The 12,442-nt window shown below is 59.5% G+C and carries 15 protein-coding genes; 2 read left to right on the top strand and 13 right to left on the bottom strand.

What is annotated here, in order from left to right; genetic code table 11:
- Positions 1 to 11: 11 nt before the first annotated feature.
- Positions 12 to 209: a hypothetical protein gene (locus C4J86_RS06910; RefSeq protein ID WP_065886112.1), complete on the bottom strand. Its 198-nt coding sequence runs from the start codon at positions 207 to 209 to the stop codon at positions 12 to 14.
- Positions 210 to 317: 108 nt separating this feature from the next.
- Positions 318 to 884 (bottom strand): dCTP deaminase, encoded by a 567-nt coding sequence (gene dcd / locus C4J86_RS06905; protein ID WP_048719838.1) that lies wholly within the window; start codon positions 882 to 884, stop codon positions 318 to 320.
- A gap of 387 nt (positions 885 to 1,271) precedes the next feature.
- Here dcd and C4J86_RS06900 point away from each other — a divergent pair, with 387 nt between their 5' ends.
- Entirely contained in the window at positions 1,272 to 1,481 is a 210-nt protein-coding gene (locus tag C4J86_RS06900; RefSeq protein WP_002554837.1) for a cold-shock protein, read from the top strand.
- A 238-nt stretch (positions 1,482 to 1,719) separates the two neighbouring features.
- On the opposite strand, the gene rpoS is transcribed toward C4J86_RS06900, so the two are convergent.
- From rpoS to C4J86_RS06860, 8 genes are all read right to left on the bottom strand, one after another.
- Complete coding sequence (rpoS, locus tag C4J86_RS06895) at positions 1,720 to 2,727, bottom strand: RNA polymerase sigma factor RpoS (protein WP_124361628.1); 1,008 nt, start codon at positions 2,725 to 2,727, stop codon at positions 1,720 to 1,722.
- A 105-nt stretch (positions 2,728 to 2,832) separates the two neighbouring features.
- Positions 2,833 to 3,669 (bottom strand): peptidoglycan DD-metalloendopeptidase family protein, encoded by an 837-nt coding sequence (locus C4J86_RS06890; RefSeq protein ID WP_124361627.1) that lies wholly within the window; start codon positions 3,667 to 3,669, stop codon positions 2,833 to 2,835.
- A 208-nt stretch (positions 3,670 to 3,877) separates the two neighbouring features.
- On the bottom strand, positions 3,878 to 4,513 hold the full coding sequence (locus tag C4J86_RS06885) for a protein-L-isoaspartate(D-aspartate) O-methyltransferase (RefSeq protein ID WP_170827533.1): 636 nt from the start codon (positions 4,511 to 4,513) through the stop codon (positions 3,878 to 3,880).
- A gap of 41 nt (positions 4,514 to 4,554) precedes the next feature.
- Positions 4,555 to 5,304 carry a 5'/3'-nucleotidase SurE gene (surE, locus tag C4J86_RS06880; protein ID WP_124369892.1) on the bottom strand — a complete coding sequence of 250 codons (750 nt, stop codon included), beginning with the start codon at positions 5,302 to 5,304 and terminating at the stop codon, positions 4,555 to 4,557.
- Positions 5,292 to 6,350, bottom strand: a complete 1,059-nt coding sequence (gene truD / locus C4J86_RS06875; RefSeq protein WP_124369891.1) for a tRNA pseudouridine(13) synthase TruD — start codon at positions 6,348 to 6,350, stop codon at positions 5,292 to 5,294. Before truD ends, surE begins: the two co-directional genes overlap by 13 nt.
- A complete protein-coding gene (gene ispF, locus C4J86_RS06870; RefSeq protein WP_012722614.1) occupies positions 6,347 to 6,820 on the bottom strand; it encodes a 2-C-methyl-D-erythritol 2,4-cyclodiphosphate synthase in 474 nt (157 codons plus the stop codon). The genes truD and ispF overlap by 4 nt, the downstream gene beginning before the upstream one ends.
- A gap of 54 nt (positions 6,821 to 6,874) precedes the next feature.
- Positions 6,875 to 7,720, bottom strand: coding sequence for an S-formylglutathione hydrolase (gene fghA, locus C4J86_RS06865; RefSeq protein WP_124369890.1), 846 nt, complete (start codon positions 7,718 to 7,720; stop codon positions 6,875 to 6,877).
- An 8-nt stretch (positions 7,721 to 7,728) separates the two neighbouring features.
- Entirely contained in the window at positions 7,729 to 8,841 is a 1,113-nt protein-coding gene (locus tag C4J86_RS06860) for an S-(hydroxymethyl)glutathione dehydrogenase/class III alcohol dehydrogenase (protein ID WP_124369889.1), read from the bottom strand.
- Positions 8,842 to 8,949: 108 nt separating this feature from the next.
- On the opposite strand from C4J86_RS06860, the gene C4J86_RS06855 reads away from it, so the two are divergent.
- Positions 8,950 to 9,846 carry a LysR substrate-binding domain-containing protein gene (locus tag C4J86_RS06855; protein WP_124369888.1) on the top strand — a complete coding sequence of 299 codons (897 nt, stop codon included), beginning with the start codon at positions 8,950 to 8,952 and terminating at the stop codon, positions 9,844 to 9,846.
- 117 nt (positions 9,847 to 9,963) lie between these two features.
- Here C4J86_RS06855 and ispD read toward each other — a convergent pair whose 3' ends face one another.
- The 3 genes from ispD to eno form a co-directional block, all read right to left on the bottom strand.
- Entirely contained in the window at positions 9,964 to 10,671 is a 708-nt protein-coding gene (gene ispD, locus C4J86_RS06850; RefSeq protein ID WP_124369887.1) for a 2-C-methyl-D-erythritol 4-phosphate cytidylyltransferase, read from the bottom strand.
- Positions 10,668 to 10,946 carry a cell division protein FtsB gene (gene ftsB, locus C4J86_RS06845; RefSeq protein ID WP_057723188.1) on the bottom strand — a complete coding sequence of 93 codons (279 nt, stop codon included), beginning with the start codon at positions 10,944 to 10,946 and terminating at the stop codon, positions 10,668 to 10,670. The genes ispD and ftsB overlap by 4 nt, the downstream gene beginning before the upstream one ends.
- Positions 10,947 to 11,117: 171 nt before the next feature.
- Positions 11,118 to 12,407: a phosphopyruvate hydratase gene (eno, locus tag C4J86_RS06840; protein WP_017844757.1), complete on the bottom strand. Its 1,290-nt coding sequence runs from the start codon at positions 12,405 to 12,407 to the stop codon at positions 11,118 to 11,120.
- Positions 12,408 to 12,442 lie beyond the last annotated feature (35 nt).

The raw sequence follows: 12,442 nt of genomic DNA, 5'->3' as shown, positions 1-12,442 counted from the left end.
TGCGTGCTGGGTCAGGCAACAGGTGCGGGAGGCGGCTCATCCGGCAGGGTTGGCTCACCCGGTTCGGTAGGCTGCGGATAGTCCGGTTCAGGTTGGCCGGGAATGCCGCCCGCATAAGCAGGGTCGGCCATCAAGGACCAGGCCAGAACACCAATCTGGTTGGGTTCAAGCCGGGCAAGTTCTGCGCTGATTCGCGGGTTGATCTTCATAGGGCACTCCTCAAGCGTGGCTCGACGCGTTTTACACGCGCCGAAGCAGTACACCTAGATAGAGTCAATTTCCGCGGACTAATTCCCTTTACTCGTAGGAGCTTTCGATCAAGCGCGTGGGAGCGTGACGCCACGCTGGCCCTGATACTTGCCGGCACGGTCCTTATAGGACACTTCGCACGCCTCGTCGGACTGCAGGAACAGCATTTGCGCCACGCCTTCGTTGGCGTAGATTTTCGCCGGCAAGGTGGTGGTGTTGGAGAACTCCAGGGTCACATGGCCTTCCCACTCGGGTTCCAGCGGGGTCACGTTGACGATGATGCCGCAACGGGCGTAGGTGCTTTTACCCAGGCAGATGGTCAATACGTCACGCGGGATACGGAAGAACTCCACGGTGCGGGCCAGGGCGAAGGAGTTTGGCGGGATGATGCAGACATCGCTCTTGACGTCGACGAAGCTTTTTTCGTCGAAGTTCTTCGGATCGACGATCGCCGAGTTGATATTGGTGAACACCTTGAATTCATCGGCGCAACGCACATCGTAGCCATAGCTGGAGACTCCGTACGAAATCACGCGCGCGTCGCCTTCACCACGGATCTGGCGCTCGACGAACGGTTCGATCATGCCGTGTTCCTGCGCCATGCGGCGAATCCACTTGTCCGATTTGATGCTCATGGCGATGTCCTGAATGCGAGGTGAAAAAATTCTGTGGGGCATCTTACCGGGGCCGACGGTGGGGTTCAAAGGGCGCAGGGCTTTTAATGACGAATGCACCGGCTTCCATAACCCGCAGCCAACGGGGCCGGGGCTCCTGGCGCGACTTTCGGGGACAATAAATACCACCGCCAGTCACGAAAATAGAGAAACCTTCGGAAATACCATTGGCACGTTCCGGAAAAAGGGTTAAGGTGGCGTCACTGTGTTGCTTGTGTCACTGAGAATCTCTACACGATATGTTGAATTTCGATCCAACCATCTCCAAGAATTTTTCCTGCTCTTTGCACTCAGTCTCGGCCAGGGCTTTTCCTGAGTCGCAGTTAACTTTGTTCAAGGAGTTACACCATGTCTAATCGCCAAACTGGTACCGTTAAGTGGTTCAACGATGAAAAAGGCTTCGGCTTCATCACTCCACAATCCGGTGACGACCTGTTCGTTCACTTCAAAGCTATCCAATCCGACGGCTTCAAAAGCCTGAAAGAAGGCCAACAGGTTTCTTTCATCGCTACCCGCGGTCAGAAAGGCATGCAAGCTGAAGAAGTTCAAGTTATCTAACTTGTACTGACTTAGTCGAAAAAACCCCGCCCTCAAAAGCGGGGTTTTTTTATGCCGATCGTTCCCACGCTCTGCGTGGAAATGACTCTTGTGACGCTCTGCGTCACGCCATGGGACGCAGAGCGTCCTGGTGCTGCATTCCCACGCAGAGCGTGGGAATGATCAGCAAACGTTCGGCATAAAAAATGTGGGAGGGGGCTTATCCCCCCTCCCACATCCGGCATTCAAGCAGCGTTGTTTATTGAAACAGCGACTCACTCGACAAGCCATTCTTCTCGAGGATCTCGCGCAAGCGCTTAAGCCCCTCTACCTGAATCTGCCGAACCCGCTCACGGGTCAGGCCGATCTCCAGGCCTACGTCCTCCAGGGTACTGCTCTCATGGCCGCGCAGGCCGAAGCGGCGAATCACCACCTCGCGCTGCTTATCGGTGAGTTCCGACAACCACTGGTCGATGCTTTGAGACAGATCATCATCCTGCAACAGCTCGCACGGATCTGTCGGGCGATCATCTGTCAGGGTGTCCAGCAGGGTTTTATCCGAATCCGGACCCAGCGAGACATCGACCGAAGACACGCGCTCGTTCAGGCCAAGCATGCGCTTGACCTCCCCTACCGGTTTTTCCAGCAGGTTGGCGATTTCTTCGGGCGAAGGTTCATGATCGAGTTTTTGTGTCAGCTCACGCGCTGCCCGCAGGTACACGTTGAGCTCCTTGACCACATGGATCGGCAACCGGATCGTGCGGGTCTGATTCATGATCGCCCGTTCGATGGTCTGGCGAATCCACCAGGTGGCATAAGTCGAGAAGCGAAAGCCCCGCTCAGGGTCGAACTTCTCCACCGCCCGGATCAAGCCCAGGTTGCCTTCCTCGATCAAGTCCAGCAGCGACAATCCGCGATTGACGTAGCGGCGGGCGATTTTAACCACCAGGCGCAGGTTGCTTTCAATCATGCGTTTACGCCCAGCCGGATCGCCCTTCTGCGACAGACGCGCAAAATGAACTTCTTCTTCGGGGGTGAGCAGAGGGGAAAAGCCGATTTCATTGAGGTACAACTGGGTCGCGTCGAGCGCCCGCGTGTAATCAATGTACTTGTGTTGCTTTAACGCGGAGGAGTTTTTGGATTTGGTGCGAACTGAGGGTGGTGATGCCCCCTCATTATCTGACATCGGTTCCGTAGCGATACCGGTCTCCATAAGGAGAACCTCATCGTCGATGTCAAACTCCGGCGCTTCTTTACTGAGAGCCATTGTTATAGTCCTTTGGTGAGTTCGACCTCAAGCTCAAGCGACGCCTTTATCCTTGGCAACGCTGGAGCCTGTTCCTTCTACGTGAGGGAACAGGCTGGCAACACATCAACGACGGGGTAGGAATTGCAGTGGGTCTACAGGTTTCCCTTGGCGGCGAATCTCAAAGTGCAGTTTCACCCGGTCTGTACCCGTTGAACCCATTTCGGCAATTGTCTGTCCGACCTTGACCTGCTGCCCCTCCCGAACCAACAACCTGCGGTTATGACCGTAGGCACTGACGTAGGTATCGCTGTGTTTGATGATGACCAGTTCGCCGTAGCCCCGTAGACCACTCCCGGCGTACACCACTGTCCCATCAGACGCAGCCAAAACAGGCTGTCCCAAATCCCCGGCGATATCAATGCCTTTATTCAAACTGCCGTTTGAAGAGAATTTTCCAATTAACACGCCGTTTGAAGGCCATCCCCAACCGGTCGGCGCGGGCCCTGCAGGTGGCAACGGCGCGGGTGCCGGCTTGCTCGCCACCGAAGGTGCGGCGGTCCCTGCAGGCCTGGTGATAACCGTGGTTTTGCTCGAAGAAGAAGCCGAAGATCCCGACTTTGTCACAACCGCCGTGGGCGCCGAACCGGCGCGGCCATCGAAGCGAATCGTCTGCCCCGGATGAATCGTATAAGGCACGGGAATGTTGTTACGAGCTGCGAGCGCCTTGTAATCCCAACCATAACGGAAGGCAATCGAGAACAGCGTATCGCCCTTGCGCACGACGTATTGGCCGGTGGTCACCGTCGGCTTCTGCGGTGCCGCATTGGTGCGGTCAACTACCCGCGCACCGCCGGATGGCGTGCTCGAGCAGGCTGCCAGTAAGGAACTCAAGACAAGGCCAAGCACCAGTCGCTGAAAGCTTGTTTTACTCATTCGCTGCGCAGGACCTGTGAGACTCACCCGCCGCTCCCTTTGTGGTGGCTGAACGTTAACGCCTGTATCAGGCTTGAAAGATGACGCAAGTATAACTGGGCATTGGCTTTTTACCGGCACACGACTGAAACGAAACTTCATCATGTTTAATTCCGGCGCCTTCCCCCGTTGAATCTATAGACCCCGCTGTAAGACACATCCGCGCCTGTGGAATTCACTGCCTGGAAATAAATGATCAGGCCAGCGGGCCGTTGAGCAGCGGCACGAAGCGCACAGCCCCGAGCACATGCCGGGAAAAGCCATCGTCCTCGCGAATAATGAGCATCAATTGTTGCACTTCGCCGGAGCCCACCGGGATGACCAGCCGGCCGCCGGGCGCCAGTTGATCGAGCAGCGCTTGCGGCACATCGGTGGCCACCGCAGTGACGATGATGCCGTTATAGGGCGCCAATGCCGGCCAGCCTTCCCAGCCATCCCCCCAACGAAACACTACGTTACGCAGGTTCAGCTCCACCAGGCGCTCTTTGGCGCGGTCCTGCAGCACCTTGATGCGCTCGACCGAGAACACCCGTTCGACCAACTGAGACAACACGGCGGTCTGATAGCCGGAGCCGGTGCCGATTTCCAGCACCTTGTCCAACGGCCCGGCGGCCAGCAACAGCTCGCTCATGCGGGCGACCATATAGGGCTGGGAGATGGTCTGGTTGTGGCCGATCGGCAACGCCGTGTCTTCGTAGGCGCGGTGCGCCAGGGCTTCGTCGACAAACAGGTGCCGAGGCGTGCGCCGGATCACTTCCAGCACCTGCGCATTGGACAAGCCTTCTTCGTACAGACGCTGGATCAAACGCTCGCGCGTGCGCTGGGAAGTCATCCCGATGCCACGGCGCAGCAAGTCGTCTTGTTCACGAGCCATCAGCGCAGTCCCTCCAGCCAGCCATCAAGTCCACTGAAGGCATCACTGAAGGTGCGATCGAATTGCAACGGGGTAATCGATACATAGCCTTGCATCACCGCATGAAAGTCCGTGCCCTCGCCACCATCCTCGGCATCGCCGGCCGCGGCGATCCAATAGCCTTCCTTGCCACGCGGGTCGACCACCTTCAAGGGTGCCGCCGCACGGGCACGGTGCCCCAGCCGCGTCAGCTGGATACCGCGAATATGGTCAAGCGGCAGGTTGGGGATATTGACGTTAAGCACGGTGCGCGGCGGCAGGTCCAGGGACGCGTGCGCTTGCACCAGCTTGCGCGCGTAGTACGCCGCCGTCGCCAGGTTATCCAGTTGCCGTGAGGCGAAGGAAAAGGCGAACCCGATACCGCCGAGAAAGCGCCCTTCAAGGGCGGCCGCAACGGTGCCGGAATACAGCACATCATCGCCCAGGTTCGCACCCAGGTTGATGCCCGACACCACCAGGTCCGGCGCGTGCTCCAACAAGCTGTTGATCGCAAGGTGCACGCAGTCGGTGGGGGTGCCGTTCACGCTGATAAAGCCATTGGCCAGCACCTTGGGGTGCAACGGACGGTCGAGCGTCAGCGAACTGCTGGCGCCGCTCTTGTCCTGGTCGGGGGCCACCACCACGCATTCGGCGTAATCCGCCAGCGCAGCATGAAGCGCGGCGAGGCCGGGTGCGGTGGCACCGTCATCGTTTGATATCAGAATACGCATGGGTTGTCCGTCGGCCCCACCGGCACTAGATCAACGAGTTCGCGCACCAATACAGTGGCGAAGCATCCAGCCGGCAGGACGAATTCCAATTGCAGAATGTCAGGCCCGGGATAATGCCACGTCAACCCGCCAATGGGCAGCCGCAGAATGCGACGTTCTTGGCTCATTCCCGCATTCACCAGCCAATCACGCAGGTCAGCTTCTGCGGCGGCGACAGATTGTTCCAATTCATAGGTAAGACCTTTCGCCGGAGACTCGCCCTCCCCCCACTGCGGGCCGGTGGGATGCAGGTCGAGGATCGCCAGGCGCGGGTCGCTGCATTCAGCCTCCCCGGCCGGGAAAAAGCTGCGGCTGTCGGTGAAGGCCAGTAAGTCGCCGACTTGGGCGCGCTGCCAGGAGCCGTCGGCGACACGCGCCGCCAACACTTTGTTGAACAGCAAGCTACGGGCGGTGGACAGCAACCGCGAACGCACATTGCGCTGTTCCGGCAAGGCCTTGCGAGCCGCCCAGTCACGGGCATCGACGACATTACCGCCATTATGGCCAAAACGCTGGGCACCGAAATAGTTGGGAATACCGTGCTGGGCAATCTGTTGCAGACGCGCGTCGATGGCGGCGGTATCGCCGTTCAACTGGGTCAGGCGCAAGGTGAAGCCATTGGCCGCATGCGCACCGCGCTGCAACTTGCGCTTGTGCCGCGCGGTTTTCAGGATCCTGAGGGTGTCGTTCTCGGCGGCACGCATGTCCGGGTCGGCCTTGCCGGGCAACTGCACGCTGAACCACTGGCGGGTCAATGCCTGGCGATCCTTGAGCCCGGCATAGCTGACAGTGCGCAAAGGCACGCCAGCCGCCTTGGCGATACGCCGCGCCGCTTCCTCGGTATTCAGGCCGCGCTTCTCCACCCACAGCCACAGGTGCTCGCCTTCGCCGGTCAGCGGGATGTCGAGCACTTCGTCCACCTGGAAATCTTCGGCAGTGGCCTTCAGGACCGCGCTGCCCAACGCTTCGCCATAGGCACGCGGGCCCAGCAACTCAAGTTCGTTCATGCGCGCAGCAACAAGGCGACGGAGTGCACGGCGATGCCCTCTTCACGACCGGTAAACCCGAGCTTTTCGGTGGTGGTGGCTTTCACGTTGACTTGGTCCAATTCTATTTGCAGGTCTGCGGCGATCAGGGCGCGCATCGATTCGATATGCGGGGCCATTTTCGGCGCCTGGGCCACGATGGTGTTATCGACGTTGCCGACCTTCCAGCCTTTGGCGTGGATCAAGCCGACGACATGGCGCAGCAACACACGGCTGTCGGCGCCCTTGAAGGTTGGATCGGTGTCCGGAAAGTGCTTGCCGATATCACCCAACGCCGCTGCGCCGAGCAACGCATCGCTCAAGGCGTGCAAGACAACGTCGCCGTCAGAATGAGCCAGCAGCCCATGGTGGTGCGCGATACGCACGCCGCCCAAGGTGATGAAATCGCCTTCAGCGAAACGGTGCACATCGTAGCCGTGGCCAATACGCATAAAAAAACGCCCCGATTTAATTCAGGGCGTGATTCTACCTACTTTTGCCTCACATTAACCGAGCAAAGCACGACCATGATGGCGCAAATGGTCATCGATGAAGCTGGCGATAAAGAAGTAGCTGTGGTCGTAGCCAGGTTGCAGCCGCAGTTCCAGCGGATGACCGGCCGCCTTGGCCGCTTGCTGCAAGGCCTCGGGCTTGAGCTGCACGGCGAGGAAATCGTCGCGATCGCCCTGGTCCACCAGCAGCGGCAACTGTTCCGACGCTTCGCTGATCAGCACGCAGGCATCCCATTCGCGCCACTTCGAGCGCTCTTCTCCCAGGTAACGGGAGAAGGCTTTCTGGCCCCAGGGGCAGTCCATCGGATTGTTGATCGGCGAAAACGCCGACACGCTCTGGTAACGCCCAGGGTTGCGCAGCGCGCAGACCAACGCACCGTGGCCGCCCATCGAGTGGCCGCTGATGCCCCGCTTGTCTGACGCCGGGAAATGCGCCTCCACCAACTCCGGCAATTCCTGCACCACATAGTCATGCATCCGATAATGCCTGGCCCAGGGTTCCTGGGTGGCGTTCAGATAGAACCCGGCGCCCAGGCCAAAGTCCCAGGCGTTATCCGGGTCATCCGGCACACCGGGGCCACGCGGGCTGGTATCCGGCGCCACGATGATCAAGCCCAGCTCGGCGGCCATGCGATGGGCACCGGCCTTTTGCATGAAGTTCTCGTCGGTGCAGGTCAGCCCGGACAGCCAATACAGCACCGGCAGCTTGCCGCCCTGCTCCGCCTGCGGCGGCAGGTAGACGGCGAAGGTCATGTCGCAATCAAGCACAGCGGAATGATGCTTATAGCGTTTATGCCAGCCGCCGAAGCTTTTCTGGCAGGACAGGTTTTCCAGACTCATGGCCGACCTCAGAAATGGATGACGGTACGAATGCTTTTGCCTTCATGCATCAGGTCAAACGCTTTGTTGATGTCTTCCAGGCCCATGGTGTGGGTGATGAAGGTATCCAGCGGGATCTCGCCGGTCTGGGCCATTTCCACGTAGCTTGGCAATTCCGTGCGCCCGCGCACGCCGCCGAAGGCCGAACCGCGCCAGACGCGACCGGTCACCAGTTGGAACGGACGGGTGGCGATTTCCTGGCCGGCACCGGCCACGCCAATGATCACCGACTCGCCCCAGCCTTTATGGCAGCACTCCAGGGCCGCACGCATCAGTTGGACATTGCCGATGCACTCGAAGGAAAAGTCCACGCCGCCATCGGTCAAATCGACAATCACGTCCTGGATCGGGCGGTCATAGTCTTTCGGGTTGATGCAGTCGGTCGCGCCCAGTTGCTTGGCGATTTCGAACTTGGCCGGGTTGATGTCGACGGCAATGATGCGGCCAGCCTTGGCTTTCACCGCGCCAATCACCGCCGACAGACCGATACCGCCCAGACCGAAGATGGCCACGGTGTCACCCGGCTTGACCTTGGCGGTGTTGATCACCGCGCCGATACCAGTGGTTACGCCACAGCCCAGCAGGCAGACCTTTTCCAGCGGCGCTTCTTTAGGAATCTTGGCGACGGAGATTTCCGGCAGCACGGTGTACTCGGAGAAGGTCGAGGTACCCATGTAGTGGAAAATCGGCTGGCCCTTGTAGGAGAAACGCGTAGTGCCGTCAGGCATCAAGCCCTTGCCCTGGGTGGAACGGATGGCCTGGCACAGGTTGGTCTTGCCGGACAGGCAGAATTTGCATTGACCGCATTCCGGGGTGTACAGCGGGATCACATGGTCGCCGACGGCCACCGAGGTCACGCCTTCGCCAATGGCCTCGACCACGGCACCGCCTTCATGACCAAGGATCGACGGGAAGATCCCTTCCGGGTCTGCGCCCGACAGCGTGTAGGCGTCGGTATGGCACACGCCGGACGCGACCACGCGCAACAGCACTTCGCCCGCCTTGGGCATGGCGACGTCGACTTCCACAATCTCAAGGGGTTTCTTGGCTTCGAAGGCTACAGCGGCACGGGACTTGATCATCCGGGGTTCTCCATGGAGTAAAAGTTGATTGGATCAGTGTAAAACATGGCTCATTGATTAATAATCCAGGTAAAAGCAAAACATTATTGCTGTATAGGGACAATGGTCATGCTGGAGAATCGCTGGGAAGGCATTGATGAATTTGTCGCCGTGGCCGAGTGCAGCCAATTCACGGCAGCGGCCGAGCGCCTGGGGGTATCGTCGTCCCATATCAGCCGTCAGGTGGCACGCCTGGAAGAACGCCTGCAAACCCGCCTGTTGTATCGCAGTACACGCAAGGTGACGCTGACCGAAGCAGGCCAGACTTTCCTGCACCATTGCCAGCGCTTGCAGGACGGACGCGAAGAAGCGTTACGTGCGGTGGGCGACCTGACCAGCGAACCCAAGGGCATGTTGCGCATGACCTGCGCCGTGGCCTATGGCGAACGCTTTATCGTGCCGCTGGTAACCGGGTTCATGGCGCTCTATCCACAGTTGAGTGTCGATATCGAGCTGAGCAACCGCCCGCTGGACCTGGTGCACGAGGGGCTCGACCTGGCAATTCGCCTCGGGCGCCTGCAAGACTCACGCATGGTTGCCAGCCGCCTGGCGGCGCGACGCATGTATTTGTGTGCGTCACCTTCCTACTTGGCCCGGTATGGCCGGCCACACAGTTTGTCGGAATTGAGTCGGCACAACTGCCTGATCGGCAGTTCGGACATCTGGCAACTGGCCCAGGACGGCCGCGAATTTTCCCAGCGGGTGCAGGGCAACTGGCGCTGCAACAGTGGGCAGGCGGTGCTGGATGCCGCGCTGCAAGGCATGGGGCTGTGCCAGTTGCCGGACTATTACGTGCTGGAGCACTTGCACAGTGGCGCGTTGGTGTCGCTGCTGGAGGCGCATCAGCCGCCGAATACGGCGGTGTGGGCGTTGTATCCGCAGCAGCGGCATTTATCACCGAAGGTCAGGAAGTTGGTGGATTTTTTGAAGGAAGGGTTGGCTGGAAGGCCCGAGTACAGCGGGTGATTATTTGTTGCCTGGCCAGGCCGCATCGGGGGCAAGCCCCCTCCCACATTTGATCTGTGAACCCAATCAAATGTGGGAGCTGGCTTTCCTGCGATGAAGTCGACGCGATGCGCCTGACTACCTGCGGTTAGCCCAGCGCAACCGCAGCCACTCCAGGTCTTCCGGCCGCGTCACCTTGATGTTGTCCGAGCGCCCTTCGATCAGGCGTGGTGCCTGGCCGGACCATTCCATGGCCGAGGCTTCGTCGGTGATCACCGCATCGGCCACCAGGCTGTCCGCCAACGCGCGGTGCAAGGCGCCCAGGCGGAACATCTGGGGCGTGAAGGCTTGCCAGATCAGGCTGCGATCAACGGTCTCGACAACACGCCCGTGTTTGTCGACGCGCTTGAGGGTGTCACGGGCCGGCACGGCCAGCAGGCCACCCACGGGATCGTCAGCCAGTTCACTCAATAGCTTGTCGAGATCATCACGGCTCAGATTGGGCCGCGCCGCGTCGTGCACCAACACCCAATCTTCATCACTGGCGCCCAGAGCATTGAGCTGAAGCAGCGCATTGAGCACGGAACCTGAGCGCTCCGATCCGCCATCCGCACGATGAATACGCGGGTCGGCGGCACATGCCAGGCTGGGCCAGTAGGGATCATCAACCGCAAGACTGACCACCAGCCCTTGCAGCGCAGGGTGATCAAGGAAACTGCCAAGGCTGTGTTCAAGAATAGTGCGCCCGCCCAGTTGCAGATACTGCTTGGGACGGTCGGCGGCCATACGGGCACCAACACCCGCGGCCGGAATCACGGCCCAGAAGGCCGGTAACTCGGTGTTCATTGGGCCAACTGGTAGAGGGTTTCGCCCTCCTTGACCATGCCCAATTCATGACGCGCCCGCTCTTCAACGGTCTCCGTGCCTTTTTTCAGCTCAAGCACTTCGGCATCAAGCACGCGGTTGCGCTCCAGCAGACGTTCGTTTTCGGCGTGCTGGTCGGCAATTTGCTGGGTCAGCTCTTCCACCTGCGCAAAGCTGCCGTTACCGACCCATAGGCGGTACTGCAGGCCAGCCAGCAACAAGAGCAAGACGAGGAACAACCAATTGGGACTGCGCATCGAAATCCGGGTATCCAGTGAAAAAAGACAGTCATGCAAACCTTTTGCAGCAACTGATAGCACGAAGCCTGGATAAACCAGGCTTGTGCTTGTCAGTCAGCAGATTAGCGCCGAAATGCCCACTGTCGTGAGATTTCCGACGCAATCGGCCGACTTTTTACCATTTACTGCTCAGCCGCGAAACTCGCTGCGACCGTTGTACTTGGCTTTACCCGCCAATTGCTCTTCGATGCGCAGCAATTGGTTGTACTTGGACACGCGGTCGGAACGGCACAGGGAACCGGTCTTGATCTGGCCCGCCGAGGTGCCCACGGCCAGGTCGGCAATGGTCGAATCTTCGGTTTCGCCGGAGCGGTGCGAGATCACGGCGGTGTAGCCCGCAGCCTTGGCCATCTGGATGGCTTCCAAGGTTTCGGTCAGGGTGCCGATCTGGTTGAACTTGATCAGGATCGAGTTGGCGATCTTCTTGTCGATGCCTTCTTTCAGGATCTTGGTGTTGGTCACGAACAGGTCGTCGCCCACCAACTGGATTTTTTCGCCGATCTTGTCGGTGAGAATCTTCCAGCCGTCCCAGTCGGACTCATCCAGGCCGTCTTCGATCGAAATGATCGGGTAGCGCTGGGTCAGGCCCTTCAGGTATTCGGCAAAGCCTTCGGAATTGAACACCTGGCCTTCGCCGGACAGGTTGTACTTGCCATCTTCATAGAATTCGCTGGCAGCGCAGTCCAGGGCCAGGGTCACGTCGGTGCCCAGTGTGTAGCCGGCGTTGGCCACAGCTTCGGAGATCACTTTGAGTGCATCTTCGTTGGACGCCAGGTTCGGCGCGAAACCACCTTCGTCACCCACTGCAGTGCTCAGGCCTCGGGCCTTCAGCACAGCCTTGAGGTGATGGAAAATCTCGGTGCCCATGCGCAGGCCTTCGGAGAAGGTCTTGGCGCCAACCGGCTGCACCATGAATTCCTGGATGTCGACGTTGTTATCGGCGTGCTCGCCACCGTTGATGATGTTCATCATCGGCACCGGCATCGAGTACACGCCCGGCGTGCCGTTCAAGTTGGCGATGTGCGCGTACAGCGGCAGGTCCTGGTCCTGGGCAGCGGCCTTGGCGGCGGCCAGGGACACGGCGAGGATGGCGTTGGCGCCCAGGCTGCCTTTGTTCTCGGTGCCGTCGAGCTTGATCATCGCGTGGTCCAGGGCTTTCTGGTCCAGCGGGTCCTTGCCCAGCAACAGGTCACGGATCGGGCCGTTGATGTTGGCTACCGCCTTGAGCACACCCTTGCCCAGATAACGGCTCTTGTCGCCATCACGCAGTTCCAGCGCTTCGCGCGAACCTGTGGAAGCACCGGACGGCGCGCAGGCGCTGCCGATGATGCCGTTATCGAGAAGCACGTCGGCTTCGACGGTGGGGTTGCCACGGGAGTCGAGAACTTCACGACCTTTGATGTCGACGATTTTTGCCATTGTTGTAAACACTCCAAAGTTGACGAAAACGACGC

Source organism: Pseudomonas sp. R2-7-07 (assembly GCF_003852355.1).
GTDB lineage: Bacteria > Pseudomonadota > Gammaproteobacteria > Pseudomonadales > Pseudomonadaceae > Aquipseudomonas.
Note: the sequence above shows the minus strand (reverse complement) of the source record. Positions and strands in the feature narration are given on the sequence as shown.

Bases quoted from the DNA above. Each gene is read 5' to 3' on its own strand.
- fghA (WP_124369890.1), bottom strand. From the start codon at position 7,720: ATGAGTCTGGAAAACCTGTCCTGCCAGAAAAGCTTCGGCGGCTGGCAT.
- rpoS (WP_124361628.1), bottom strand. From the start codon at position 2,727: ATGGCTCTCAGTAAAGAAGCGCCGGAGTTTGACATCGACGATGAGGTT.
- C4J86_RS06860 (WP_124369889.1), bottom strand. From the start codon at position 8,841: ATGATCAAGTCCCGTGCCGCTGTAGCCTTCGAAGCCAAGAAACCCCTT.
- truD (WP_124369891.1), bottom strand. From the start codon at position 6,350: ATGAACGAACTTGAGTTGCTGGGCCCGCGTGCCTATGGCGAAGCGTTG.
- dcd (WP_048719838.1), bottom strand. From the start codon at position 884: ATGAGCATCAAATCGGACAAGTGGATTCGCCGCATGGCGCAGGAACAC.
- C4J86_RS06910 (WP_065886112.1), bottom strand. From the start codon at position 209: ATGAAGATCAACCCGCGAATCAGCGCAGAACTTGCCCGGCTTGAACCC.
- ftsB (WP_057723188.1), bottom strand. From the start codon at position 10,946: ATGCGCAGTCCCAATTGGTTGTTCCTCGTCTTGCTCTTGTTGCTGGCT.
- C4J86_RS06900 (WP_002554837.1), top strand. From the start codon at position 1,272: ATGTCTAATCGCCAAACTGGTACCGTTAAGTGGTTCAACGATGAAAAA.
- ispF (WP_012722614.1), bottom strand. From the start codon at position 6,820: ATGCGTATTGGCCACGGCTACGATGTGCACCGTTTCGCTGAAGGCGAT.
- C4J86_RS06855 (WP_124369888.1), top strand. From the start codon at position 8,950: ATGCTGGAGAATCGCTGGGAAGGCATTGATGAATTTGTCGCCGTGGCC.
- C4J86_RS06885 (WP_170827533.1), bottom strand. From the start codon at position 4,513: ATGACTTCCCAGCGCACGCGCGAGCGTTTGATCCAGCGTCTGTACGAA.
- surE (WP_124369892.1), bottom strand. From the start codon at position 5,304: ATGCGTATTCTGATATCAAACGATGACGGTGCCACCGCACCCGGCCTC.
- eno (WP_017844757.1), bottom strand. From the start codon at position 12,407: ATGGCAAAAATCGTCGACATCAAAGGTCGTGAAGTTCTCGACTCCCGT.
- ispD (WP_124369887.1), bottom strand. From the start codon at position 10,671: ATGAACACCGAGTTACCGGCCTTCTGGGCCGTGATTCCGGCCGCGGGT.